At 67.2% G+C, this 23,777-nt stretch carries 24 protein-coding genes and 2 pseudogenes; 17 read left to right on the top strand and 9 right to left on the bottom strand.

Features of this window, described 5'->3' with window-relative positions; genetic code table 11:
- The first annotated feature begins 158 nt into the window (after positions 1-158).
- The 5 genes from ACFWFZ_RS30140 (at position 159) to ACFWFZ_RS30120 (ending at position 4,439) form a co-directional block, all read left to right on the top strand.
- Positions 159-491: a hypothetical protein gene (locus ACFWFZ_RS30140; RefSeq protein WP_030763942.1), complete on the top strand. Its 333-nt coding sequence runs from the start codon at positions 159-161 to the stop codon at positions 489-491.
- Positions 492-544: 53 nt separating this feature from the next.
- Positions 545-859: a pore-forming ESAT-6 family protein gene (locus tag ACFWFZ_RS30135; protein ID WP_045320797.1), complete on the top strand. Its 315-nt coding sequence runs from the start codon at positions 545-547 to the stop codon at positions 857-859.
- A gap of 86 nt (positions 860-945) precedes the next feature.
- Entirely contained in the window at positions 946-1,395 is a 450-nt protein-coding gene (locus ACFWFZ_RS30130) for a DUF6507 family protein (RefSeq protein ID WP_387126383.1), read from the top strand.
- Positions 1,392-3,944, top strand: a complete 2,553-nt coding sequence (locus tag ACFWFZ_RS30125; RefSeq protein WP_387126381.1) for a hypothetical protein — start codon at positions 1,392-1,394, stop codon at positions 3,942-3,944. The genes ACFWFZ_RS30130 and ACFWFZ_RS30125 overlap by 4 nt, the downstream gene beginning before the upstream one ends.
- A gap of 9 nt (positions 3,945-3,953) precedes the next feature.
- Positions 3,954-4,439 (top strand): hypothetical protein, encoded by a 486-nt coding sequence (locus tag ACFWFZ_RS30120; protein WP_387126379.1) that lies wholly within the window; start codon positions 3,954-3,956, stop codon positions 4,437-4,439.
- Between the two features lie 5 nt (positions 4,440-4,444).
- Here ACFWFZ_RS30120 and ACFWFZ_RS30115 read toward each other — a convergent pair whose 3' ends face one another.
- Positions 4,445-4,855 carry a hypothetical protein gene (locus tag ACFWFZ_RS30115; RefSeq protein ID WP_387126377.1) on the bottom strand — a complete coding sequence of 137 codons (411 nt, stop codon included), beginning with the start codon at positions 4,853-4,855 and terminating at the stop codon, positions 4,445-4,447.
- Positions 4,856-4,942: 87 nt separating this feature from the next.
- On the opposite strand from ACFWFZ_RS30115, the gene ACFWFZ_RS30110 reads away from it, so the two are divergent.
- Positions 4,943-5,751, top strand: a protein-coding gene (locus tag ACFWFZ_RS30110) for an IS5 family transposase (RefSeq protein ID WP_387126375.1) whose coding sequence is annotated in 2 segments (ribosomal slippage) — positions 4,943-5,260 and positions 5,263-5,751 — 807 coding nt in all. Because the reading frame shifts where the segments join, the coding sequence is not laid out codon by codon here.
- 23 nt (positions 5,752-5,774) lie between these two features.
- On the opposite strand, the pseudogene ACFWFZ_RS30105 reads toward ACFWFZ_RS30110, so the two are convergent.
- Positions 5,775-6,128, bottom strand: a pseudogene (locus tag ACFWFZ_RS30105) (transposase); the annotation flags it as partial.
- Positions 6,129-6,316: 188 nt separating this feature from the next.
- On the opposite strand from ACFWFZ_RS30105, the gene ACFWFZ_RS30100 reads away from it, so the two are divergent.
- Positions 6,317-8,863, top strand: coding sequence for a matrixin family metalloprotease (locus ACFWFZ_RS30100; RefSeq protein WP_387126373.1), 2,547 nt, complete (start codon positions 6,317-6,319; stop codon positions 8,861-8,863).
- Between the two features lie 55 nt (positions 8,864-8,918).
- On the opposite strand, the gene ACFWFZ_RS30095 is transcribed toward ACFWFZ_RS30100, so the two are convergent.
- Both ACFWFZ_RS30095 and ACFWFZ_RS30090 read right to left on the bottom strand, forming a co-directional pair.
- Positions 8,919-9,164, bottom strand: coding sequence for a hypothetical protein (locus ACFWFZ_RS30095; protein WP_387126371.1), 246 nt, complete (start codon positions 9,162-9,164; stop codon positions 8,919-8,921).
- A gap of 133 nt (positions 9,165-9,297) precedes the next feature.
- Positions 9,298-9,372: pseudogene (locus tag ACFWFZ_RS30090) on the bottom strand (SUMF1/EgtB/PvdO family nonheme iron enzyme); the annotation flags it as partial.
- A gap of 366 nt (positions 9,373-9,738) precedes the next feature.
- Here ACFWFZ_RS30090 and ACFWFZ_RS30085 point away from each other — a divergent pair.
- The 3 genes from ACFWFZ_RS30085 to ACFWFZ_RS30075 all read left to right on the top strand — a co-directional run bounded on the left by ACFWFZ_RS30085 (position 9,739) and on the right by ACFWFZ_RS30075 (position 11,991).
- Complete coding sequence (locus tag ACFWFZ_RS30085; RefSeq protein ID WP_387126369.1) at positions 9,739-10,593, top strand: immunity 49 family protein; 855 nt, start codon at positions 9,739-9,741, stop codon at positions 10,591-10,593.
- Positions 10,590-11,525 carry an immunity 49 family protein gene (locus ACFWFZ_RS30080; RefSeq protein ID WP_387126367.1) on the top strand — a complete coding sequence of 312 codons (936 nt, stop codon included), beginning with the start codon at positions 10,590-10,592 and terminating at the stop codon, positions 11,523-11,525. Before ACFWFZ_RS30085 ends, ACFWFZ_RS30080 begins: the two co-directional genes overlap by 4 nt.
- Positions 11,526-11,697: 172 nt before the next feature.
- Entirely contained in the window at positions 11,698-11,991 is a 294-nt protein-coding gene (locus ACFWFZ_RS30075; RefSeq protein ID WP_387126365.1) for a hypothetical protein, read from the top strand.
- Between the two features lie 190 nt (positions 11,992-12,181).
- Here the strand turns inward: ACFWFZ_RS30075 and ACFWFZ_RS30070 are convergent, their stop codons facing one another.
- Positions 12,182-12,763 (bottom strand): TetR/AcrR family transcriptional regulator, encoded by a 582-nt coding sequence (locus ACFWFZ_RS30070; protein WP_387126363.1) that lies wholly within the window; start codon positions 12,761-12,763, stop codon positions 12,182-12,184.
- A gap of 126 nt (positions 12,764-12,889) precedes the next feature.
- Between ACFWFZ_RS30070 and ACFWFZ_RS30065 the strand changes: the two genes are divergently transcribed.
- From ACFWFZ_RS30065 to ACFWFZ_RS30050, 4 genes are all read left to right on the top strand, one after another.
- On the top strand, positions 12,890-14,482 hold the full coding sequence (locus tag ACFWFZ_RS30065) for an MDR family MFS transporter (protein ID WP_387126361.1): 1,593 nt from the start codon (positions 12,890-12,892) through the stop codon (positions 14,480-14,482).
- A 249-nt stretch (positions 14,483-14,731) separates the two neighbouring features.
- A complete protein-coding gene (locus tag ACFWFZ_RS30060; RefSeq protein WP_387126359.1) occupies positions 14,732-14,875 on the top strand; it encodes a hypothetical protein in 144 nt (47 codons plus the stop codon).
- Positions 14,876-15,033: 158 nt separating this feature from the next.
- Positions 15,034-15,363 carry a nuclear transport factor 2 family protein gene (locus tag ACFWFZ_RS30055; RefSeq protein ID WP_387126357.1) on the top strand — a complete coding sequence of 110 codons (330 nt, stop codon included), beginning with the start codon at positions 15,034-15,036 and terminating at the stop codon, positions 15,361-15,363.
- Between the two features lie 154 nt (positions 15,364-15,517).
- On the top strand, positions 15,518-16,141 hold the full coding sequence (locus ACFWFZ_RS30050; protein ID WP_387126355.1) for a hypothetical protein: 624 nt from the start codon (positions 15,518-15,520) through the stop codon (positions 16,139-16,141).
- A gap of 201 nt (positions 16,142-16,342) precedes the next feature.
- On the opposite strand, the gene ACFWFZ_RS30045 is transcribed toward ACFWFZ_RS30050, so the two are convergent.
- From ACFWFZ_RS30045 to ACFWFZ_RS30035, 3 genes are all read right to left on the bottom strand, one after another.
- Complete coding sequence (locus ACFWFZ_RS30045) at positions 16,343-17,629, bottom strand: extracellular solute-binding protein (RefSeq protein ID WP_387126353.1); 1,287 nt, start codon at positions 17,627-17,629, stop codon at positions 16,343-16,345.
- A 276-nt stretch (positions 17,630-17,905) separates the two neighbouring features.
- Positions 17,906-18,523, bottom strand: a complete 618-nt coding sequence (locus ACFWFZ_RS30040; RefSeq protein WP_387126351.1) for an SMI1/KNR4 family protein — start codon at positions 18,521-18,523, stop codon at positions 17,906-17,908.
- A 59-nt stretch (positions 18,524-18,582) separates the two neighbouring features.
- A complete protein-coding gene (locus ACFWFZ_RS30035; protein WP_387126349.1) occupies positions 18,583-18,939 on the bottom strand; it encodes a DUF192 domain-containing protein in 357 nt (118 codons plus the stop codon).
- Between the two features lie 35 nt (positions 18,940-18,974).
- On the opposite strand from ACFWFZ_RS30035, the gene ACFWFZ_RS30030 reads away from it, so the two are divergent.
- The gene (locus ACFWFZ_RS30030) at positions 18,975-19,772 is read left to right on the top strand and encodes a prepilin peptidase (protein WP_387126347.1); all 798 of its coding nucleotides are present in this window, start codon (positions 18,975-18,977) and stop codon (positions 19,770-19,772) included.
- Positions 19,773-19,913: 141 nt separating this feature from the next.
- Here the strand turns inward: ACFWFZ_RS30030 and mgrA are convergent, their stop codons facing one another.
- The gene (gene mgrA / locus ACFWFZ_RS30025; protein WP_387126345.1) at positions 19,914-20,951 is read right to left on the bottom strand and encodes an L-glyceraldehyde 3-phosphate reductase; all 1,038 of its coding nucleotides are present in this window, start codon (positions 20,949-20,951) and stop codon (positions 19,914-19,916) included.
- A gap of 129 nt (positions 20,952-21,080) precedes the next feature.
- Between mgrA and ACFWFZ_RS30020 the strand changes: the two genes are divergently transcribed.
- Positions 21,081-21,842, top strand: a complete 762-nt coding sequence (locus ACFWFZ_RS30020) for an isoprenyl transferase (RefSeq protein WP_387126343.1) — start codon at positions 21,081-21,083, stop codon at positions 21,840-21,842.
- Between the two features lie 312 nt (positions 21,843-22,154).
- On the top strand, positions 22,155-23,471 hold the full coding sequence (locus ACFWFZ_RS30015; protein WP_387126341.1) for a PhoH family protein: 1,317 nt from the start codon (positions 22,155-22,157) through the stop codon (positions 23,469-23,471).
- Positions 23,472-23,777 lie beyond the last annotated feature (306 nt).

Here is a 23,777-nt window from a genome sequence, read left to right as displayed (position 1 = left end):
CGCACGCAGGTGCGGGCTTGTGGCAGGGGAGGCGCCTGGCGGGTCGTCATGGGTGCGCCATAACTGCTTCGTTGCTGGTTGCAGGTGCGATGTATGTTGATGGGACTGGTCATACTTGTGATCGGTTGATCGTCTTTGAGGGCGCGGGGGAGTGTGGGATGAAGTTCGACATGGGGACGCAGGTTCTGACGAACCTGATGTCGGGGTCGCGTAACTCGAATACCGACCTGGGGTCGCTGATCAAGCAGCTGGTCGCCGCGGCGCAGCCGCTGGAGGGCAAGTTCCAGGGGCAGGGCAAGGTGGCGTTCGACTCGTTCAAGCTGCGTGCGGACGGTATCGCGAAGGAGCTGAATGCCTCGCTGGCGGCGATCCTGGGCGGCCAGTCGGGCATGGAGCAGGCGTTCGGGTCGGGTGACCAGGAGCAGGGCGAGAACGCGCGGCAGACGCAGGGTTCGGCGAACTTCGACGCGGCCCGCTTCCGCGGCCGCTGAGCCGACGGGGTTCCGGGCCTTTCTTCTTATTCTCAACGGGGAGTGTGGTTGTCATGGGTACGGGTGGGACGGACCGTCGTGCGTACGACGTGGGTGCCTCGACGGAGGTGCAGGGCGGTATCAAGGCGGTGATCGGGCAGCTGGAGCAGGTGATCGCCGCGCGTGAGGCGCAGGTGGCGGCGGCGATGTCGGACTTCGCGGCGGACGGTGTGGCGGACGACTACCACGCCAAGGAGCTGCGGTGGAAGAACGCCTCGCAGGAGGTCAAGAACATCATCCAGCTGCTGAACACGACGCTGGAGAAGAACGACGCGACGGCGCGCCAGACGCTGCAGCGTGCGAAGGCCGCGGTCGACAACATCGGCTGAGCAGGATCGTTTCGGCAGGTCAGCAGGTCAGCAGGTCAGTGGGGCAGCGGTAGTAGGGAAGTCGGGTTCACGGGGGTGGGTTGTCGATGACGTCGTGGGACATCAAGCCGCAGGGTGTGCAGGGCCAGTTGAAGACCGTCGGCGGGAACGCCGGCGAGCTGGAGAAGGCTCTGAACGCGCTGCTTACGGCCATGTCGGAGGCGGCGCAGGCGGCGGGGACGGCTGTTCCGGGTTCGCAGTCGGGGATGACTGCGCAGGGTCCGCTGGCTCCGGGTGCGGGGCCGGCTCCGGGTTCGGCTTTTGTGGCGCCGCAGAAGGCGCTGGGTCCGGTCGCGGCCGCCCTCGGCGAGTACCTGACGGCCCGCAAGCCGGAGTTCAAGTCGATGGCGGAGCGGATCGAGGCGTGCATCCTCGGCGCGGTCGCGGCGACGAACGAGTACCTCGAAGGTGACCTGGACCAGGCCAAGGCCGCCCAGGACGCGGCCAGGTCCGTCAACCTCGACATCCTGCGTGAGAAGACCGGGGGCAAGAAGTGAGCGGGAACGCACCGGTCGATCCGGCCGAGGTGCCGGTCTTCACGGGCCATCTGCCGACGCTGGACGAGAAGGTCAAGCTGATCTCGTCCGGCGGGGCCACGGTCTCGACGAAGGCCTCGGACGTCCACACGAGCTTCGGCGGCCTGCAGGCCTTCTACCAGGCGCCGGAGGCCGACCAGCTCTTCGCGACGACGAAACCCGTCTCGGACCTCGGCCTGAAGCTCAGCTCCGACATGTGCACCATCGTCGGCGCGCTGGGCACGTACTCCCGCGACGCCGCACCCGTCATCAAGAAGCTGGAGAAGCTGAAGGCGGAGGCGGAGGCGTTCCGTACGAAGGTCGCCGACGACGAGAAGTGGCGTGAAGACGGCAGCCTGATCGACGAGAACCTCGATCGCCGCAACGAGATCGCCGAGGTGTGGGAGGAGTTCCACGAGGTGGAGCGGGCCGCCCACGCGAAGATCGTCGCACTGGTCGGCGGCAAGCCCCTGCGCGTGAACGACGGCTCCAACGCCCCGGACATGTACGGCTACGACGCCGAGGCGATGAAGCAGGCCAAGTCCCTGCCGTGGGGTGACGCGGTGGAGGAGTCCATTCCCGGATGGCAGGTGTGGGAGCACGTCTGGGAGTACGGCAAGGGCTTCTTCGTGGACGGGGTGTGGGGGACCCTCAAGGGCCTGGGCGGTCTGGTCGGACTGCAGGGCTGGGACACCTTCAAGCAGTCGTGGGCCGGCCTGGCGAAACTCGGGACCGGCCTGTCGATCGCCATGATCCCCGGTGTGGGTGCGCTGTACATGGCGGTCCCGGACGACAAGCTTCCCGCCTACCTGCGTGAGTCGCGCACCGCGATGAAGGAGACGGGCAAGGCGTTGCTCGCGTGGGACCAGTGGGGTTCCAACCCCGGCCGTGCGGCCGGCGCGGTCACCTTCAACGTGATCACCACGGTCTGCACGGGTGGTGCGGGTGGCGCGGTCTCGGGCGCGGGCAAGGCGGGCGCCGTGGCGAAGGCGCTGTCTGTGGCGGGCAAGGCCGGCCGGATCGTCGACCCGATGACGTACGTCTTCAAGGGCGCGGGCGCGGGCATCTCGAAGATCGGCGACGTGATGGCCGGCCTGCGCGGCATGGGCAAGTTCGAGGCCCCGAGCATCAACCTGGACGGCGCGGTCGCCCTCCCCGACGGCGCCGTGATGCTGCCCGACGGCGCGATCCACCTCCCCACGGGCACGGCCGTCCCGGACGGCGCGACCAAGCTCCCCGACGGCAACATCAAACTTCCCGAGGGCACGACGACCTTCCCTCCGGGCACGGTCAAACTCCCCGTCGACGGCGCGCCGCAGTTCATGGACCCCAAGGGCAACATCTACGAGGCGGACGGCTCGCTCTTCCAGTCCGCCGAGAGCGCCCCGAAGGGCCGGCCGGGCGCGGGCGCGGACGTGCCGCGCACCGACGCACCCAAGGTCGACTCCCCCGCCACGGTCAAGGTCCCCGAGCGCGAACTGGCCGGCGTCGGCGCCCGCGGCGGCGACGACGCCATCCGCCTCGGCTCCGACATCTCCGACCCGGTCCACGCGATCGACAACGGCCCGCGCGGCGTCGACACCACCCCCGTCCGGATCCCGGAACACGAACTGGCCGGCGTCGGCGGCCGCGGCGGCGACCACACCCCAGGCGGCCACGCCCCGGACAACATGCCGCGGGGCGACCTCAACAACCCCGGCGGCACCCGCCCCGACTCCCCGTCCCCGACGGCCGGCACCCACCCGGACACCCCGGGCTCCGGCGCCACCCACCCGGACGGCCCGGGCGGCACAGCCGGCCACGACAACGGCCCCGGCGGCACGGTGAGCCCCCACCCGGAGACCCCGGGCACGGGCGGCGTGGACGACGGAGTCCACACGGCTGACGACTCCGGGCAGGCCACCGAACAGGCGACCAAGCCGGCGGATTCGCCGGAGGCAGGTTCCGGGGGCGACGGAGCGAAGGCGGACGCAGAGAATCCGTATGCAGGGCAAGAGCCCGACTACTCCAGGCCCGCCCTGCTGCCTGCCGACGGTCCGCTCACTCTGCGGGACGTCCGCAACACGCGTGACCATGAGCTTCGGTGGCAGCGAGGGGAGGAGTTCCACCGGCAGATGTGGGGTGGTGGCCCCGAGCGACCGTATCCGGTAGCCATGAACGCCGATCCTCGGTATCCCGTAACGACCCCGGGCGGACGCAAGGTGGATGTGCCCGTGGACCTGCCCGACGGTCGTGTGATCGCGGTCGAGGTCAAGACGTACGGTCCTTACCGCACCATCACGATGAAGGACGGAAGCACTCGTTCGATCGTGAACGAGGTCCCGCTGAAGCCTGCAATCAAGGAACAGATCAACAAGGACATCGCTCTGCGGCGACTGAATCCCGGATATGATCCACGGTGGTCGTTCACACATGCAGGGCCGTCCGCTGAACTCCGCAAGTACCTCACGGACGCGAAGATAATTATTCTTGAGTACGGCCCTCACCCCAAGCGGGACCAGTGGGATCCGCCGACGAGGCGGAAGAAGTAGATTCAGTGCGTGTCGATCGAAAGGTTCTTTGGTATGCCTGACAGGACGCCGGGCGAGGTCGACGCGGATCTCGTCGAGTGGGGGCGTGGGGCGCATCTGAACGCCATCAATCTCGGATCCATGCTGGGCGTCGCGCCGGACCAGTACACGGAGGACCCCTTGGTCCTGATGCCGGGTCTGCAGAGCTATGCGGATCGCCTCCCGCTCGGTGAGTTCGAGCAGTCGGACTGGATCACGCTCCACACGGATCTGACGTCATACCTGGGCGACTTGTTGGTACTCCGTCATGGCGCTGCCTGGACGAAGGTCGCCGACCAGAGTTCGCCGGCCGGGTATCGGTTCTTCGTAGAAGCCAAGGGGCTGGACGGCACGGTTCGCAAGGTCGAGCCCTTCGACGTGGTGATGGAGGAATTCGAGAATCTCCCCATCGAAATCGGGCGGATGATCGCAAATGCGGAATTCGTTCTGGGCGTCGTACCGCCCGTCAAGGACTGACCCTGCTACTGCGGGGTCGACTTCGGGGCGAGTGGCAACCGAATGAGCGTCCCCGATCTATTGATCAGCATCTCAGGGACATCTTCCTCGTAGAAACGGATCTGGCCGATGGGACCCTCGGTGTCGGAGTGCCAGGCGAGACGTTCCACCAGTGAATCAAAGTCCGGCATGCCCTCGGCATGGATCTCGTACCGTACCGTCAGCGCCCACCCATTGGCGGTCCGGGCGAGCTCCGCCATCCGGACACCGCCGATGCGGACTGCCGGGCCGCGTGATGCGAGCAGGGGGTACACGTCGAGTTCCTCGTCCTCCGCTCGCCTCTCTTCACCGAGGTGCCAGCGCAGATCGGCGAGGACGGCAGGCGGCACGGAGTCGCGGAGGTTCAGCGCCAGGTCCACGGCGTACAGGTCACTCATGTCCGTAGCTTAGAGCTCGTAACAGGATCTTGTTGAAGTCCTCTGGTTAGCCGTGACCGGTGTGACGATTCGGCCGTTCGTGATGGCGTGAGCACTCGGCCTTGGATCGTGGACGATGACCTGTGGGCACTGATCGAGCCCCTGCTGCGGCCCTGGCCGACGAGGTCACCAGGGCCACGGCCGGTGGCGGATCGCTTGTGTCTGCAGGGCATCCTGTATGTCCTGCACAACGACATCGCCTGGCAACTCCTGCCGCCTGAGCTGGGCTTCGGCTCGGGGCAGACCTGTTGGCGGCGCCTTGAGCGGTGGCAGCAGGCCGGGGTCTTCGACCAGCTTCACCGGATCCTGCTCGCCGAGCTGAACGCGGTCGGCCGGCTCGACTGGTCCAGGGCCTGCGTGGACGGCTCCCACATCCGGGCGAAAAAGGGGGAGCCGATACCGGTCCGTCGCCGGTCGACCGGCGGAAGACGGGCAGCAAACACCACCTGATCTGCGACGGACGCGGCACTCCGCTCAAAGTGGTCACGACCGCGGCCAACGTCAACGACGTCACCCAGACGCTCGCTCTGGTCGACGGCATCCCACCCGATGCCGGGCGTCCCGGCCGGCCCCGTCGACGTCCCGAAGCCCTGCTCGGAGACAAGGGCTACGACTCCAACCCCAACCGCGAGGAACTGCGCAAACGCCGGATCCTGCCCGTCATCTCCCGCAAAGGAGCCCCGAACATCAAGGGCATGGGCAAGCTCCGCTACGTCGTCGAGCAGACCTTCGCCCTGCTCCACCAGTTCAAACGACTCGCCGTCCGCTGGGAACGCCGCACCGAAATCCACGATGCCTTCGTCTCCCTTGCCTGCAGCCTCATCTGCTGGCGACGCCTCAACAAACCCTACGCATGATCGTGTTACAAGCTCATAGAGGCACCTTTTGCGGCCCGGATGCTGACCGAGTCAATGGCGCATCGGGACCAGTGCAGCTCACCTCGGCTACCGAGCTCGTCCAGGATGACGCGATGGAGCCGGGCCCAGACCCGGTCCCGGCTCCACTGGGCAAAGCGCCGGTAGACCGTGGGCCAGGCTGGCCCGAACACCGGCGGCAACTGCCGCCAGGTGCAACCCGATGTGGCCACGAAGATGATCGCAGCGAGCGTCTCGCGGTCACCCGCCCGCCGCCGGCCCCCGCCCTGTGGACGCTTCACGTCTATCGGCGGCACCACCCGCCGGAACAACACCCACAACTCGTCCGGCACAAGCCGCGCAACAACCAGATCCGTCATGCACGGTTCAACGAAGGAGCACGCCATTTAGATGAACCGCGTACCCACTGCGGTCGACGTGGCCAGCGGCCAGTCACCTCCCGCCCACGGCTTGCCGGATTGCGATATCAAGCGCAGGCTGAGAAGAGGTAGTCGGCGAGCTGGCACCAAGCTGCGACTTTGGAAAACGCAAGTTATTCACGCCCTTCATGCTGCGCATGAGGACGGGTCACGCGCATCGCAATGTGCAACAGCGATTCGGCGAGAAGAGAATCTTCATGCCCCGCATAGTAATCGATACCCGCGCCCTCACCTACACTGAGTTCATCCTTCTTGAGGCTGCAGGTGAAGGTTGGGTTGACGGAGCGGCTCCAGCAGCTCTCGACATAAACCCGGGGTCGTATACCTTCTTTCAAGCCGACGGAACACCCGGCTCGTTCATATTTCAGGTGACCGAACAAGGTACTATCGACTATCCCTCAATTTACGACAACATCTTGAATGGGCGCGGAACCGCAAGGCTTGCGGTGAGCGGGCACGAAGTCGAAATTGACGGCACTTCCTTGTCGCACGATATCCTGCCTTTCATCAAGGGGGCCACAAACCTGTCACGACACAGCGCGCACAAACTGCACCTCGCGCCTGCGGATGGTTATACATTTCAGCCGGCATCCGGCGTACTAGCCGACTTTCGATTTAAGCTAACTCTGGACGGCGAGCTCAATATCGACCCCCGCTACGGCGGCTTCTCGAGCATCAAGGGACGAACGCTCATCATCTCCGGGTACGAAATAGTAATCGATATACGAAAACTTTCGCACGGGTTGCGACCTTTGGACATGCTTGGCGAGCCGGACGCGCTAGCGTCTGGCCGCGCAACACCTTTCACCTATATTCCAGCACAGGGTTATAATTTTCAACCCGGATCCGGGGTAGTGGCAGATTTTAAATTCACCCTGGATGCAGGCGGCGAGCTCAGCATCGAACCTCGCTACGGCGGGTTCTCGAGTATCAACGGGCGAACACTCACCATCTCCGGGTACGCTGTCACGCTCGATACCGGAGGAATGGCAGCCACACTGCCGCTCTTGGACTACACAGAGTCAGTGATACCGCAGGAAATTGCAGGTGTTCTCATACCTGCCACCTACTACATTTATGGCGAAAATGAAGCCGCACCACTCCTGCTCAAGCTGGACACTTACGGCCACGTAGACTTGGAGAACGCTCCTGAAGGCGCAACTGTCGCGACGGGCACTCGCATGTGCGGAGTCCCGGACCGTGTGGCTTCTGATCTTCAGATACGGATTTACGGCCCCCCCGGAGGGCGCTGGAGGCGTACTGACCTTACCTTCTCGATCGATGCGAACAAAGTACAAGGTGTTGAGCCAGTTGAGGCTGTGCGCATTATAAGTGGCGCCTTCAGTCAATGGCAGGAGGCCGGGGCGCCCTGGCTTAAACTCACGCCTACCTCAATCGGCAGTAACAGTGACATTACAGTCAGATTTGCGGGAAAAGATGCAGATCCAAACCTCGCGACAGCGCTCGGGACAGCGCGCTATCCCGAGCAGGGGATCATACTGTTCAATATGGGTAAAATCTGGAATGCTGAGCTGCTGCAAAAACTAGCCCTTCATGAAATTGGTCATTCTCTAGGACTCGCTCACGACAGCAGGCCGCGGACGATCATGTTCGCGACAATAGACGAGTACGAGACGCCGGCAGAAATTGACCAGTCATCCAGGCAAGGGCTTCATCACCTTTACAGGTGGAAGCAGCAAACACCGCTCACCGATCGAGGCACAAGTGATCGACCGATTCTAGCTGTCGCCGGCCATACTGGATTAACAGGTTCAACCTATGCGCTCCATATGATATGGAAGGGGCCTCCAGGGAATGATCGCTTCTACGAGTCCACACTTACGGGTGGCACCTGGAGTCCGGAAAGGAAGATTGACGGACCAGTTGCATCAACACACAGTCCGGCGCTGACGGAATTTACCCTAAGTGACGGATTGTCGACAAGGTTGTTGATGGCCTGGAAGAGCGATGAAGATAGAAAAATCTACTATGCACAGCAAACGGGAAACGGGTGGGGTACGCCGCGGTTGATTTCAGGAATTGGCTCAACCGACAGACCTGCGCTGGCCACGTACGCTGGCGATATATACATGGCTTGGAAAGGCGTGGAGGGGGACTCGCAAATTTGGTGGACGCGTGCGGCGGTGGGCCCTTCAATTCGACTGGGGGAAACCCAGCAACAATCCGTACGCGGAGTCGAGACTTCTACCGGACCCACATTGGTTCCTGCCATGGGTCGTCTCTATATGTTCTGGAAAGGGCCCGGGGACAAGACTCAAATCTATTATTCTTTCATCAGTAGGCTGACTGACATCTGGAGCCCACAAGAAGTCGTTAAGTTTCATGAAACTGAGGTACCGGGTAGTGTTTGGCGTGAGGCTGGCACTAGCGGGACTCCTGCCGCAACAGCGGTTGGTGCACCGCTGCAACGCATTGGTGACCCGCCGCAACGCATCCTGTTGGCCTGGAAGGGGGTGGAAGAAGAGACTGGTATATGGGTCAGCGTGTTCGATGGTGAAAGGTTTGCCGGGCAGATTCGGGTTGACGGAGGGACCTCCACAGGCATTGCAGTCCGCGAGTTCAATGGAACGGTATTTATGGCCTGGAGAGGCGCTGGCGGCAACAACAACATATTCTGGGCCACCCTCGGAGGTCCAGATCTAGCCCCTGGTTGAGGCCAGGCGGTTGGCGGCACGCCAAAGCGTGTGTGTTGATACGGACCTTGACCAATCAAATCAATTGGTCGGGTGCCGTATCAGCACCATCAGATGTGCGGTGCCGCTCGACAGTCACTGGGGTTGTCTCGGGCGTCGCCACACAGCGGAACCCTGTGTCGTCGTCATGCATGTTCTCGTTGGCATCGTTCGGAATGGCAGGCGCTCCCCGGAACAGAGGGCTTGTAAAGGCACTGCCCCGGAGTTCGTAGCGACCGGGGGAATTCGCCGTCGCGGGCCACTCCCATACGTTGCCTACCATGTCGTAGACGCCGTAAGGCGAGACGCCACTGAGAATGAAGTCGTGCGCTGCATACCGGTCTCCCTGACGTGCACTTGGCAGCAGTCTTCTGATCCCCCCACGGGAAAATGCTCCCGGAGGTACCGCGCGCCGCCTTTTCCCACTGTTCGGCCGTCCGCAATGACTTCCCCGCCCACGTCGCATACGCGTGCGCGTCGCGCCAATTCACCGAAGCGCCAAGATCGGATGGTCTTGGTGTGCCGCCTCGGCCCGGGCGCGGGTGCTGCGCTGATGGCGATGGTGGAAGCAGCCCACGGTGATGGTGAGCAAGCGAACGGTGCCGCGTGGCTTCTGAAGCCTCGCGCTTTCACGGAGTGGGTTGTCCAGCAAGTGATCAGGACAGCAGAAAGTGCCCCTGCCCAGCGAGAACGAGGATTGTCTAGGCCCTTGCTCCCGCCCCTGTCGGAGGCGCTTTCCAGGTGAAGAAGCGTATCGGGTCGTACCCGCGTGTCCGCGCATGCTGAAGGCCAAGGATGGCGGGTCTAAGTACGCCGGGGCTACGAATTCTTCAAGATCTGAAAAGGAGACAGAGCCCGTGATCGTGCCGCCCCAGGAGCATCCGAAGGACGAGATGGCGGAGGTGGTTCCCGTCATGGAGGGGTCGCTGTCCCACTCGCTGGAGGAGATCGAGACCTCGCACAACTCCAGGTCGGGCGCGGTCATGAGGTCGCTGAACGTCGCCCTCGTGCGCTGTGTCGGGGATCTTGGTGCCGTCATGCTGGAGACGTGGGAGTCCTGGCTGCTGGCCATTCAGGTGCACTCGGCCGTCTTCGCCGCCGTCGATCCCGCGCGGGAGACGGTCACCTGCAAGATCCGCCAGGAAGAGCGCCACCTCGCGACCACCGGGCCGCAGATCTATCTCAACGCGAACACCTGGCTCAACGCCTTCTACTTCGCGATCATCTGCCGTGAGGCGGCCCGCCTCGACATGCTGGCGCGGATACCGGTGTCCCTGTTGCGGGCCTTCGGCGGCAGGCTGGACGAGTACGCCTATGCGTGGGTGGAGACCCTCCAGAGCTTCTGGCTCCGCCGTGACGACCTGGGCACGCACCTGGTGCGGGCCGTGAACCTGTGCGTTCCCGCGCGCGCCGGAACTCTCGACGGGGACGAGATGGACAGCCTGCGCCGCCCGCCGATCATGATGCTCTACCACCACCTCCGCGGTGACGCCGCCGGCTTCGACGAGTCCCTGGCCGACGCCGTCCGCCGGCACAAGGCGTACTGGACCGCCGACGAGGACCGCACCATCAACATCATGGGCATCGTGGCCCTCGGCCCGCTGGCCATCGCCTGCCTGGCCCGGGCCAACGGCCTCCCGTTCGACGTCGAGTCCGGCTATCTCCCCAACGCCCTCCTCGACTTCACATGGCGCGGGGAGTTCGACGCGTGACCGTAGCAGTGAGCAGGCATTTCGCCCCGGGGGCCATTGAAGAGGAACGGGCCGGGCGCCTCGGGGCCGGTGTCGTGCGGGACATCGACGAGCTGGAGGAGTACCCGAATCCACTCCCCATAATGCCGGTGCTCAAGAGTGCCGAGGAGGCCCTGGCGGGCCTCGCGACGTCCGAGTCCGACCGATACGACGCGCTCACGCTGACGCTCGCGGCAGCGAAGTGGCACTGCCTCGAAGATCCCGTCGCGGACCGGTTCACGACCTGGCAAGCGTGGGTCCTCGCCATGCAAACCGGGTCTGCACTGTTCGCCGCAGGGCAGGCCACCGTGGGCACCGTCACCTGCCGGATCGGCGTGAACGGCGAGCAGCGGGAGTTGCCGGCGACCGGACCACAGGAGTATCTGCACGCCGGGAACTGGCTGACCTCGTTCTACCTGGCTGCGATCTGCCGCGAGAACAGCCGCGTGAACCAGCTTGCGCAAGTTCCCCTGTCCTTTCTGCGGGCTTCTGATGCGGAATTCGATGAATACATCTATGCATGGATCGAGACCATCCAGCACCACTGGCACGGTCGGCAGGAGACTTGGGACACCCTGGTCCGTGCCGTCGATGGCACAGACCCCGCGAATGTGCGGATCGCCAGCAAGGAGCTGATGCTGAAGATCCTGTATCCGCCGATCAACCTCTTCTACCGTTATGCCACCCGCGAGAACGACCTCTTCAACGAAGCCCTGGTCGACGCACTGAACTGGCACAAGGAGTACTGGACAGCGAACGAGGACCGGGCGCGGAGCGGCGAGGGCCTGGTAGCCCTCGGGCCACTCGCCATCGCCTGCATGGCCCGTGATGCCGGCATGCCGATCGAGGTCGAGTCCGAGTACATGCCGCAGGAACTTCTGGAGTTCGGCTGGGTGGGCGAAGTGGATGCTTGACCGCTGGCGCCGGCGCCTCTGCCGCACGGCTCTGTCGACCTGAGATCGACGGCCCTGCGAGCGTGTCCGAGTCGACCAGGGGCGCAACGTCGGAAGCTTTGTTGGGGCGGGGGAGTTCCCCACATGGAGGAGAGGCGCGTTGCTCTCGACCGCGACCCGTCACGACTTTCCCATGGAGCACGTAGGTGAGGATGTCGCCGTGCTCCAGGAAGATGCGGGGGAGTTGATCGAGGGGCTGGAGGAACGCATCATCAGGCTGGGGGAGGCCCTGAACACCACCCTCACCCTGGCCGGGGCCCACTGCCTGCTGGATCCGCAAGCCGCGATCTTCTCCACGTGGGACGCCTGGGCCGAAGCCGTGGAGGTCGGCTCGGCAGTGTCCACAGCGGTCCCCACAGAGGAAGCCGTTCAGCGCCGCATCGCGCACAGGGACCGCTCCACACCACCGGCCCGCAGTGGTGCGTGACTCCGGGCACCAGGGCGCGAAGAGATTCAGGGGGGGGCAGCCGGTCAGCACGGCGCCGAGCGGCCCGCGGGCCGAGCCGGCCCCCGCCTTGCCGTAGCCGGTCCCGGCCCCCGGTTCGTCCGCGTCCGTCGTCGGCTCATCACGCTGGTCAGGGGGTGTTGCCCTGAGGGGTTGTGGCAGGCCGGCGGCGCTACGACTCCTCGTGGTGCGCCTGCGTGATGAGGTCCGTGGCGACCTCCAGGGCGGCCAGGCGGGTTTCCTCCGGGTCGCCCTCGACGTGCTGGAGGAACATCATTCCGGCGTGCAGCGTGAAGAGGGCGCTGACGCAGCGCACCTGGTCCGTCAGCGGGCCGTCCTCCGTGCGCAGCAGCTCCACCAGGCGGAACAGGCGCTTCTTCACCGTCTCGCCGATGCTCAGCTCGCGCGTCGTCGCCTGGTTCTCCTGCATGAAGCGGTACAGCGCCGCGCCCGCCGCCATCGCCTCGCTGTAGCGGCGCAGCACCTCGCGCTTGGTCTCCAGGGTGCGCGGTTGCTGCTCCGCCCACTTGATCAGCTCGTCGATGGGACGTGTGACGTCCTCGAAGAGGCTGATGATGATGTCTTCCTTGGTCTTGAAGTGGTAGTACAGCGCCGCCTTCGTGACCTCCAGCCGCTCCGCGATCTCGCGCAGCGACGTCTTCTCGTACCCCTGCTCGACGAAGAGCTCCAGTGCGACGTCCTGGATGCGCTGGCGCGTGTCGCCACGACGGCGCTGCGGACTGCTGCTGGACATGACTCTCCTCGCATTACTTACTTGACGCCCGGCAAGTTACGGGTCTACGGTCCCCAGTGTAGTGAACTAGCCGGGCGGCAAGTAAGTGCCGATCCGGCGGGCGGTACCCAGGGGAGTGGACAGGAAATGGTGGAGACAAGCAAGCCCGCGGAGACCTCGCAGGAGGTGAAGCCACGCAGCGTGCGGGTCGTCCTCATGGCCCTCATGATCGCAATGTTGCTGGCGATGCTCGACAACATGATCATCGGCACGGCGATGCCCACCATCGTCGGCGAGCTCGGCGGCCTGGAGCACCTGTCCTGGGTGGTGACCGCGTACACCCTGGCCACGGCCGCCTCCACCCCCATCTGGGGCAAGATCGGCGACATGTACGGCCGGAAGGGCTCCTTCCTCACCTCCATCGTCATCTTCCTGATCGGCTCCGCGCTCAGCGGCATGGCCCAGGACATGGGCCAGCTCATCGGCTTCCGCGCGATCCAGGGCCTCGGCGCCGGCGGTCTGATGGTCGGCGTCATGGCGATCATCGGCGACCTGATCCCGCCCCGCGAGCGCGGCAAGTACCAGGGCATGATGGCCGGCGTGATGGCCCTCGCCATGATCGGCGGCCCGCTCGTCGGCGGCACCATCACCGACCACATGGGCTGGCGCTGGTCCTTCTACATCAACCTGCCCCTCGGCGCGGTGGCCCTGGCCATGGTGACCGCCGTCCTGCACCTGCCCAAGCCCGCCGAGCGGCAGCGCCCGAAGATCGACTACCTCGGCGCGGCCCTGCTGACCGTCGCCATCACCTCCACCGTGCTGGTCACGACGTGGGGCGGCAACGAGTACGCCTGGACCTCCGCCCAGGTCCTCGGCCTCGCCGCCGTCGGCGTGCTGTCGACCGCCGCGTTCCTCTACGTGGAGACCAAGGCGGCCGAGCCCGTCATGCCGCTGCACATCTTCCGCAGCCGCAACTTCACCCTCATGTCCGTGATCGGGTTCCTGGTCGGCTTCGCCATGTTCGGCGGCGTGCTCTACCTCCCGCTGTTCCAGCAGTCGGTGCAGGGCGCCTCCGCCACCAACTCCGGCCTGCTGCTCCTGCCCATGCTGCTCTCGATGATGCTCGTCTCGCTGATCGCCGGACGCGTCACCACCAACAGCGGCAAGTACAAGATCTTCCCGATCGTCGGCGGTGCGCTCATGGTCGTCGGGATGTTCCTGCTCGCGACCATGGACACCGGGACCTCCCGCCTCGTGTCCGGCCTCTACATGGCCGTCCTCGGCGCCGGACTCGGCTTCCTGATGCAGATCACCATGCTGGTCGCGCAGAACAGCGTCGACATGAAGGACATGGGCGTCGCGTCGTCGTCGGCGACCCTCTTCCGTACGCTCGGCGGCTCCTTCGGCGTGGCACTGATGGGCTCCCTCTTCACCTCCCGGGTCACCGACACCATGTCCGAGCGCCTGGGCCCGCAGGCCGCCGGAGCCGCCGGCTCCGCCCAGTTGGACGCGGCGAGCCTGGCCAAGCTGCCCGAGGCCGTACGCGAGGCCTACCAGCACGCGGTGGCCAACGGTACGCACTCCGCGTTCCTGCTCGGCGCGGGCGTCGCCGTACTGGGCTTCCTGGCGGCCTGGTTCGTCAAGGAGGTCCCGCTGCGGGGCGCCGGCCCGGCTCCCGCCGCGCCGGCCCCGGCCGACGGCAAGTCCGCCCCCGCGGCGCAGGAGTCCGTCGCGCACTGACCCCGCACGCAGCACGATCCCGGCCCCGGCGGACGAACGCGTCCACCGGGGCCGGCCCGTTTTCGGCGGCGCCCGTCCGGGAAGGAACCCCGGGCGATCGAGGACCGAAGTCCCATCAGCCCCATCGGTCCTGTCAGTCCCATTACGTGGAATTTATGGGTGATGTGACTGGAACTCCTCCGAGGTGACGAACATCCTGATCTGCAGAACGCTCGCACAGCGGATGGGGAGGGACCGTTCATGGGCTTCATGGCGCACACGAACAACAACGGCGTCCGGGCCGGTGCGGCCATCGTCGCGTCGGCCCTCGCCGTGGCGGCGACGGTCTGGGGAGTGGCCACGCTCGTGGAACCGGGCAGCGCCGGCGCCGCCGCCCGCCCACCGGGCCCCTGACGCCCCCGCCGGGCCCCTGACGCCGCCCGCCCCGCCCCTGACGCCGTCCCCCTGACACGCCGTCCGCCGCGCGAACGGGTGAGGGTCGACGACGCTGACCCGCCCGCGTTGTTACCTGGTCGGGCACGTACGCACGTACGCCCGACCAGGAGGCTCCTGTGGCCATCGCCCCCGCCAAACTGTCCGACCCCGTGGTCGGCGCCCTCGTCGCCGCCGTCAACGCGCACGACAAGGACGCCTTCCTGAAGCTGCTGACCGCCGACGCGACCATGTCCGACGACGGATCCGACCGTGACCTCCACGAGTGGGTCGACCGGGAGGTCTTCGACTCCAGGGGGCACATGGACGTCGTGTCCGAGTCCGACGAGGGCCGCTCCCTCGTCGTCGACTACCGCAACGACACCTGGGGCGAGATGCGCACCGCCTGGCGCTTCACCATCGCCCCCGGCGGCGGCCGCATCAGCCGCTTCGAGACCGGCCAGGCCTGATCCGCACCCGGCGGGCCTGGTCCGCCCGGCCCACGGGCAGTCCGGTTCGAGCCGAAGTCGATCACCGGATATTCCGCTGGTCGAGGGGGTCCCGTACGGGTGAAAGCCCGCGAGGCCTCGTTCCGGCCCGCGCCGGGGCGCCGTTGGTCCGGGCATGAAGCGCACCCGCACCGCCGCTCTCGCCCTCGCCACCGCCGCCGCGGCCCTCGCCCCCGTACTCGCCCAGCAGGCCACCGCCGCGGAGGGGACGTACCTCCAGGACCCGGCGGGCGGCGAGAAGGCCATGAAGTCGATGTGGACCAAGGACGAGATGCACAAGGTGGAAGGGCAGTTCCGGTTCCACCCGGGGGTCCAGTACAAGACGGTCAGCCGCCCCGGCCCCGCGGCCGCACCGGACTACGAGCGCAAGTCCGGCGACCCCTCGACGCTGGCATGGCAGCCCTCGTACGAGTTCGCCTGGTCGGTGTCGGACTCGACGGTGGTGAAGAAGGCGGTGACGGTCAAGGAGGGCGAGCACCCGATCGTCGTGCACGCCGTACTGCGCCGCGCGGACCGGTCCACGGTGGCGGAAGTGCGCAAGGAGCTGAAGGGGAAGCCGGCGACGGGGCGCGAGAAGGTCGCGGGCGGCAGGCGGATCGCCTGCGACACCGGTGAGTACACGGTGGAGTGGTCGGTGACGCGCTCGGGCTACGGGACGCTCAAGGGCTCCCTGCGCTGGAACTCCAGCTGCGAGCAGTACCGGACGGCCTTCTCCCAGAGCCACGGGAAGCAGCGCTGACGCTCCCGTCGGGGACCGGCCGCCCCGCGCACCTCGTGAGTGCTCGGCGGGCGGCTGGGCCGCGGCCTTGGATCAAGTGCCGTGGTGCCATGGTGCCGCACGGGGTGGTCTGCGGCCCGGGTCGAAGGTCCCGTGTCGTGCGGGACTTCAGTGTGCTCGGCGGTTTCAGTGCCTTCAGTGCCTTCAGTGCCCTCAGTGCCCTCAGTGCTTCTTGGAGGCCTGGGCGGCCTGCGCGGCGATGTCCTCCAGGACCCCCTTGGGGTCGCCCGTCGGTTCCACCGCGCGTCCGATGTTGCGCTTGATGGTGTCGCTGACCGTCACCCAGGACGGGTCGTTGACCGGGTAGAGCTGGGCGCCGCGCAGCGCGTTCAGGAACTGCTGGTCGTTCTTGTCGAGTCCGCCGCCGGCCGGGCTGCGCGAGGCGGTCACGGTGGAGGGCAGCAGGTGGTAGCGGTTGGCGAAGTCCGACAGGTTCTTGTCCTGGTAGACGAAGTCCAGGAACTTCCCGATGTCGGCGCGCTTGCCGTTCTGCTTGAAGGCCATCATCCAGTCGGCCACGCCGACGGCCGGCGGGGTCTCCCCGGTGCCGAGGTCGTCCGAGACGGGCATGGCGGTGGTGACGACGCCGATGCCCTTGGCGCGCGCCTCGTGGGCGAGCGAAGGGTAGCCGTTGAGCATGCCGACCTCGCCGCGTGTGAACGCGGCGAAGGCGTCGGCCCGGTTCAGCTGGGACGGGGCCGTCGGGCCCGTGTACCCGGTCGCGACCATGTTCTCCTTCACCCACTGCCAGGTCCTGATGTTCTGGTCGGAGGCCAGGCTGTAGTTGCCGCTGCTGTCGGCGTAGCCGCCGCCGTTGCTCAGCTCCCAGATCATCGCCTCGGCGTGCGCCTCCTCGGGCCCCAGCGGCAGGGCGTACGGGTACTTCACGCCCTTGTCCTTCAGCGCCTTGGCGGCGGCCTTGAGGTCGGACCAGGTCTTCGGGGCCTCCTTGACGCCGGCCTTCGCGAACAGCGCCTCGTTGTAGAAGAGGAGTCGGCTGCTCGCCACGAAGGGCAGGCCGTAGAGGGTGCTGCCCACCGAGCCGGCGTCGGCCAGCGGCTGGAGGAAATTCGCCTCGGCGGTGACCGAGAGGAGTTCGTCCGCGGGATAGAGCTCGCCCCGGGCGGCGAAGTCCGAGTAAGAGCCCATGAGCGCCATGTCCGGCGCCTTGCCGGCCTTGACCATGCGGGAGACCTCGCGGTCGATGTCGGCCCACGGCAGGAGCTTGACCTCGACCTTGATTCCCGGGTTCTCCTTGGTGAAATCAGTCGTCACCCTGTCCCAGAACGGCTTGGAACTGGTGGCCGGACTGTCGCCGTATTCGGCGGCGACCAGCTGCAACGTTCCGCCGTCATCTGCGCCGTCGCCGGAACCGCCGCATCCGGACAGCGGTATCAGCAGGCCGAGCACGGCCGCGGTGGCGGTCGTGCCGAAAATTCTCCGTCGCACGCGTCTATTCCCCTGAATTTCTTTTGTGTCGCGTTATTGCTTATGGATTGCTCCGGGCCGGCTGATCCCTCGGCGGCCCGTTGGCCGGAATTCTCTCCTGTGGGAGGGGTGGTTGATTGCGTCGGGCCCGTATGTGTGTTCAATGCTCCAACCGGCGCTTTTCTGAATGGTGTTTTCCGATATGCGGTCGCCCATGCGGACGCGCGTAGACAAACTGAAAAGCCCGTTTCCGGTCGGGAAACGGGCTGCGGGGGCGGGTGGCGGGGGACCGGCCGGTCAGTCGGCGAATTCGCCCGCGTACGGGTCGGGCTCGCCCGTCTCCGGGTTGCGGCCCTCCTGCCAGCGGCGCTGCGCCTTGCGCCAGTGCACGAAGCTCAGGTGGCCGCCGTCCCAGAAGGTGATGCTGACCGGGCTCACATCGAACTCGTCGGAGCACAGCCGGTAGAGGAACTCCGCCATGCCGTACGGGTACACGGCGAAGGAGTCGGCGGTGTGCCGGCCGCACACCAGGACCGGCCAGCGGTCCGGATCGGGGTCACAGGCCAGCCAGCACAGGATGTCCGAGCCGCCGGTGACGCCCCAGGCGATGATCGACTCCGGGTCCACGCCGAAGGCCGAGCGGCCGCCCTCGGCCTCCCACATCTGACGGGCGTTGTCCGTCTCCTCGGCCATCTCGGCCGGATCCCACTGCAGTCCGGGCTTGGGCAGCGGCAGCAGGACGCTCGCCTCGCCGTTGATGGAGCCGGCGCCGAACCGGCCCATGAACGCGATGAAGTCCGCCGGGAACCGGGTCCCCCAGGCCGCCTCGGCCGCGGGCCAGTCGATGTCCTCGTCGGCGCCGTGCGTCGCCGGCATGATCTGCTCCAGCGCCTTGATCCGCGCGTTCTCCGTCATGCCGCTCCCCTGCTGCCCCAGCTCAACCGCCCCAACCTACTGCCGCCGGGGTCCAACCCTTAAAGGGTGTCCACTTCCAGCGTGGTCCCGGCCGTCAGCCCCCAGCCGGCCATGGCGCCCGCCGCCGCCTCCAGGACGTGCCGGGCGCGCGGCCGGGGCAGCCCGAGCCGGCCGGGAGCCATGGTGACCACGCCGAGCACGCGCAGGTTCCGGTCCAGGTAGGCCACGTCGATCGCGAACCGCATCCGGAAGGTGTGCACGCTCGCCGCCGGGGTCAGCAGCATCGCCCCCTCGATCCCGTCCCGGCCGAGCAGGCCGCGCGTCCTCGCCCGGTACGAGGCGGCGACCTCCAGCGGGATCCGCGTGGGGTCCGTGCCGACCCGCAACGCGGCGGGCCCGTCATGCCAGTGCGCCATGGCGGCCACCCTAGGGGACCGCCTACCTTCGCCGGATGGGTGTGGTCGTGATCCTTCTCGCCGCCGGGTACGGCGCCGCCGCCGGGCTGCTGCTGCCGCGCGCGGCCTACCGGCTGTCCGTGGAGCCGGGGGACCCCTGGCGGGAGCACTGCCCGCAGGGGCACCGGCTACGCGGCTGGCTCGGCCTGGCCCGCTGCCGCCCGCCCGGGGCCGAGCCCGCCGACCGGGGGACGGCGTACGGGCCGGCGCACGCCTACGGGCCGGCGCACGCCTACGGGCCGGTGCACGCCTACGGGCCGCGGGCCGTACTCCCGGCCGTCCTCACCGGAGGCGTATGCGCCCTGATCGCGGCGGCTGTCGGGACGCGGCCGGAGGCGGCGGCGTACGCGGCACTGGCGCCGCTCCTCGTCCTGCTGGCCCTCGTCGACCGGGCCGTGCACCGGCTGCCCGACGTACTGACCCTGCCGCTCGCCGCCGGGGCGGCGGCCCTCCTCGGGCTCGCCGCCCTGCTGCCCGGCTCGGCCGGGTCCTGGCGCCTCGCCCTGCTCGGCGGGGGAGCCCTCGGAGCCGCGTATCTGGTGCTCCACCTGATCAACCCGGCCGGCATGGGCTTCGGCGACGTCAAGCTCGCGCTCTCGCTGGGGGTCGCTCTTGGGTGGTACGGGTGGGGGGTATGGGCGGCAGGGGCCTTCCTCGGGCTCCTCTACGGCTCGCTGTACGGCCTGACGCTGCTCCTGCGCCGCTCCGCGACCCGCCACCAGGGCTTCGCCTTCGGCCCCTTCATGGCGGCCGGAGCGCTCACCGGAGTGCTGCTGGGTGGTTTCGGAGCGTAGTCATGGCGCGCCGATGCACGCAGCATGCTTTACGAAGGGTTATGGTGGAACCCCCCCTCGGGCCGGTCCGTATCCCCCCCACGGACCGGCCCGTTTTTCGTTCTCCCGCCCCCCGCGCCGGTGTTGGGGCGAAAATGCAGGTCAGCCGCGCTGGGCCCAGATGTTCGTGCCGGGCGTGGACACCGCGAAGGAGTCGATCTCCTTCAGCTCCGCCTCGGAGAGGGGCGCGCCGGCCAGGGCGGCCACGTTCTGCTCCAACTGCCGGACGCTCGACGCGCCGATCAGGGCCGAGGTCATCCGCTCGTCGCGCAGCACCCACGTGAGCGCGAGCTGGGCCAGGGACTGGCCGCGGCGGGACGCGATCTCGTTCAGCCCGGCCAGCCGGCGCAGCACGTCGTCCGAGAGCAGGTCGGGGTTCAGCGACTTGCCCTGGGCGGCCCGCGAGTCGGCCGGGATCCCCTTGAGGTACTTGTCGGTCAGCAGGCCCTGCGCGAGCGGCGCGAAGGAGATGCACCCCATGCCGGCGTCCTCCAGGGCGTCCAGCAGGCCGTCCTCCTCCGTCCAGCGGTTGATCATGGAGTAGGAGGGCTGGTGGATGAGCGGGCGCACACCCATCCCGCGCAGGATCCGCACGGCCTCGGCCGTCTGCTCGGCCGTGTAGGAGGAGACGCCGACGTAGAGCGCCTTGCCCTGCTGGACCGCGGACGCGAGGGCGCCCATGGTCTCCTCCAGCGGCGTCTGCGGGTCGAAGCGGTGCGAGTAGAAGATGTCGACGTAGTCCACGCCCATCCGCTTCAGCGAGGCGTCGAGCGAGCTGAGCAGGTACTTGCGGCTGCCCCACTCGCCGTACGGCCCGGGGTGCATCAGATAGCCGGCCTTGGTCGAGAGGATCAGCTCGTCGCGGTAGGGCGCGAGATCCTGCGAAAAGATCTTGCCGAAGTTCAGCTCGGCCGAGCCGGGCGGCGGCCCGTAGTTGTTCGCGAGGTCGAAGTGGGTGACGCCGAGGTCGAAGGCCCGGCGCAGGATCGCCCGCTGGGACTCCAGCGACCGGTCGTCGCCGAAGTTGTGCCAGAGGCCGAGGGAGATGGCGGGGAGCTTGAGGCCGCTGTGGCCGGTGCGCCGGTACTCCATGGAGTCGTAGCGCGAGGGCTCTGCCCGAAAGGGATTGGTATCAGTCACGTTGTCCTCCCTATCACGGAGTTGTGACAGACCGAGTTGGGTACCCGATCCCGGCGCGCAGTAATGTGGCGGACTCGGGGGAGGGACCGCATTTCGCACGGGGGCAAGGCACGGAGGGGCTGGAAGATCGTGAAGCTGCGCGACCTGGTGTACAGGCTTTACGCACGCCGGGTGGAAGGCCGCCTCGACCATGATGCGTCGCCCAAGCACATCGGCGTCATCCTGGACGGGAACCGTCGCTGGGCGAAGGCGTCCGGAGGTACGACGGAGCAGGGCCACCAGGCCGGAGCGGACAAGATCTCCGAGATGCTCGGCTGGTGCACCGAGACGGACGTCGAGGTCGTCACCCTGTGGATGCTCTCCACGGACAACCTGGACCGGCCGGAGGTCGAGCTCCGCCCGCTGCTCAACATCATCGAGAACACCGTGCGGGGCCTCGCCGCGGACGGCCGCTGGCGCGTCCACCACGTCGGCAACCTGGACATCCTGCCCGCCGGGACGCAGCGGGTCCTGAAGGAGGCCGAGCAGGCCACCCACGACATCGACGGGATACTCGTCAACGTCGCCGTCGGCTACGGCGGCCGCCAGGAGATCGCCGACGCGGTGCGCTCGCTGCTGCTGGAGCACGCCCGCAAGGGCACCTCCTTCGAGGAGCTCGCCGAGATCCTCGACATCGACCACATCGCCGAACACCTCTACACCCGCGGCCAGCCCGACCCGGACCTGGTGATCCGCACCAGCGGCGAGCAGCGGCTGTCCGGATTCATGCTGTGGCAGAGCGCGCACTCCGAGTACTACTTCTGCGAGGTCTTCTGGCCGGCCTTCCGCAAGGTCGACTTCCTGCGGGCCCTGCGCGACTACGCGGCCCGCCACCGGCGCTTCGGCACCTGATACCCCGTAGGTCGCGCCGCCCCCGCCGCTCCCTTCCCTCGAAGCCTTCACCAGGGATTCACCGAGCGTCCGTCATATGCCATGGCATGTCCTGGCCTGTTCGGGGAATATCCCTTTCAGGTCGATGCCCGATCCACGGGTGTCGAGTCTCAGCGGACGGCATGGGGCCGTCCGCCCGGGAGGCCCTTTGCACCAGGACGCACGTGCGGTTCGCACGGACGCAGTGGAGGGCCGGAAATCGGCCCTGGCATGGGTGCCGATGACCGGTCCGGTCTTCATGGCCCGACCTCTTCCGAGGGGGTACGTCCTTCCGTGGTGACCAGCACTAAGCGCCGCCTGCCCGACAGGCGGACCTACGTCCTCGACACCAGCGTCCTGCTGGCAGACCCCAACGCGATCTCCCGCTTCGACGAGCACGAGGTCGTGCTCCCGATCGTGGTGATCACCGAGCTGGAGGCAAAGAGGCACCATCCCGAACTCGGTTACTTCGCGCGCCAGGCCCTGCGCCTGCTCGACGACTTCCGGGTTCGCAACGGTCGCCTGGACGCACCCATCCCGCTGGGCGATCTGGGCGGCACGCTGCGCGTCGAGCTCAACCACTCCGACCCGGGCGTCCTGCCCGCCGGCTTCCGACTGGGGGACAACGACTCGCGGATCCTCGCCGTCGCCCGCAACCTCCAGGCCGAGGGCTACGACGTCACGGTCGTCTCGAAGGATCTTCCGCTGCGCATCAAGGCCTCCTCCGTGGGGCTGATCGCGGAGGAGTACCGCGCGGAACTCGCGATCACCGACGGCGGCTGGACCGGCATGAGCGAGATCGGCCTCTCCGGGGAGCAGGTCGACCTCCTCTACTCGGAGGAGCGGCTCTACGTCCCGGAGGCCGCGGAACTGCCCGTGCACACCGGACTGGTCCTGCAGTCCGAGCGCGGCAAGGCCCTGGGCCGGGTCACCGCGGACGGCAACGTCAAGCTCGTACGGGGCGACCGCGACGCCTTCGGGCTGCACGGGCGCAGCGCCGAGCAGCGCATCGCGCTGGACCTGCTGCTCGACCCCGAGATCGGGATCATCTCGATGGGCGGCCGGGCGGGCACCGGCAAGTCCGCGCTGGCGCTCTGCGCCGGCCTGGAGGCGGTGCTGGAGCGCAGGCAGCACCAGAAGGTGATGGTCTTCCGGCCGCTGTACGCGGTGGGCGGCCAGGATCTCGGCTACCTGCCCGGTGACGCCTCCGAGAAGATGAGCCCCTGGGCGCAGGCGGTCTTCGACACGCTCTCGTCCGTCGCCGGCCGCGAGGTCATCGAAGAGGTGCTGAACCGCGGGATGCTGGAAGTCCTGCCGCTCACGCACATCCGAGGCCGCTCGCTCCACGACGCCTTCGTGATCGTGGACGAGGCGCAGTCGCTTGAGCGGAACGTCCTGTTGACCGTTCTGTCCCGGATCGGCGCCAATTCGCGGGTCGTTCTGACCCACGATGTCGCCCAGCGGGACAACCTGCGGGTCGGCCGGTACGACGGAGTCGTCGCCGTGGTCGAGAAGCTGAAGGGCCATCCGCTCTTCGCGCACGTCACGCTGACGCGATCCGAGCGCTCCCCGATCGCCGCCCTGGTGACCGAGATGCTGGAGACACTCTGATCCGGGTGAGCCTGCGACCCCGCCCCTCGGGGCGGTCGAACCGGTAAAAAACCCCATAGCGGGAAGGTGAGTTGGCGCCGCCCGGCAAAGGCCCCAGAGCCTAGCCGGGCGGCGTCGTGCTGCACAGGCCTTTGGGGAAAACGACGACCGCAGGCCAGGTGTGACCTTTCCCACTCGGCGGAGAATTGCCTTGCGGCGCCGAGGTCCGGCAGAGTCTGGTTTCCGTCAGGCCCCGCATACGGCACACCTGTATCTCCCGTGAGGTACGCGCAGCACCACAACTCCACAGCCGATGGCCGTATGCCG

This window comes from Streptomyces sp. NPDC060232, from assembly GCF_042726555.1.
Taxonomy (GTDB): domain Bacteria; phylum Actinomycetota; class Actinomycetes; order Streptomycetales; family Streptomycetaceae; genus Streptomyces.
Note: the sequence above shows the minus strand (reverse complement) of the source record. Positions and strands in the feature narration are given on the sequence as shown.

What these genes read in the sequence shown, in the direction of transcription:
- ACFWFZ_RS30140 (WP_030763942.1), top strand. Translation starts at nt 159, where the DNA reads ATGAAGTTCGACATGGGGACGCAGGTTCTGACGAACCTGATGTCGGGG.
- ACFWFZ_RS30135 (WP_045320797.1), top strand. Translation starts at nt 545, where the DNA reads ATGGGTACGGGTGGGACGGACCGTCGTGCGTACGACGTGGGTGCCTCG.
- ACFWFZ_RS30130 (WP_387126383.1), top strand. Translation starts at nt 946, where the DNA reads ATGACGTCGTGGGACATCAAGCCGCAGGGTGTGCAGGGCCAGTTGAAG.
- ACFWFZ_RS30115 (WP_387126377.1), bottom strand. Translation starts at nt 4,855, where the DNA reads ATGAGTGACCTGTACGCCGTGGACCTGGCGCTGAACCTCCGCGACTCC.
- ACFWFZ_RS30100 (WP_387126373.1), top strand. Translation starts at nt 6,317, where the DNA reads ATGCTGCGCATGAGGACGGGTCACGCGCATCGCAATGTGCAACAGCGA.
- ACFWFZ_RS30095 (WP_387126371.1), bottom strand. Translation starts at nt 9,164, where the DNA reads ATGGTAGGCAACGTATGGGAGTGGCCCGCGACGGCGAATTCCCCCGGT.
- ACFWFZ_RS30075 (WP_387126365.1), top strand. Translation starts at nt 11,698, where the DNA reads ATGGAGCACGTAGGTGAGGATGTCGCCGTGCTCCAGGAAGATGCGGGG.
- ACFWFZ_RS30070 (WP_387126363.1), bottom strand. Translation starts at nt 12,763, where the DNA reads ATGTCCAGCAGCAGTCCGCAGCGCCGTCGTGGCGACACGCGCCAGCGC.
- ACFWFZ_RS30065 (WP_387126361.1), top strand. Translation starts at nt 12,890, where the DNA reads ATGGTGGAGACAAGCAAGCCCGCGGAGACCTCGCAGGAGGTGAAGCCA.
- ACFWFZ_RS30060 (WP_387126359.1), top strand. Translation starts at nt 14,732, where the DNA reads ATGGCGCACACGAACAACAACGGCGTCCGGGCCGGTGCGGCCATCGTC.
- ACFWFZ_RS30050 (WP_387126355.1), top strand. Translation starts at nt 15,518, where the DNA reads ATGAAGCGCACCCGCACCGCCGCTCTCGCCCTCGCCACCGCCGCCGCG.
- ACFWFZ_RS30040 (WP_387126351.1), bottom strand. Translation starts at nt 18,523, where the DNA reads ATGACGGAGAACGCGCGGATCAAGGCGCTGGAGCAGATCATGCCGGCG.
- ACFWFZ_RS30035 (WP_387126349.1), bottom strand. Translation starts at nt 18,939, where the DNA reads ATGGCGCACTGGCATGACGGGCCCGCCGCGTTGCGGGTCGGCACGGAC.
- ACFWFZ_RS30030 (WP_387126347.1), top strand. Translation starts at nt 18,975, where the DNA reads ATGGGTGTGGTCGTGATCCTTCTCGCCGCCGGGTACGGCGCCGCCGCC.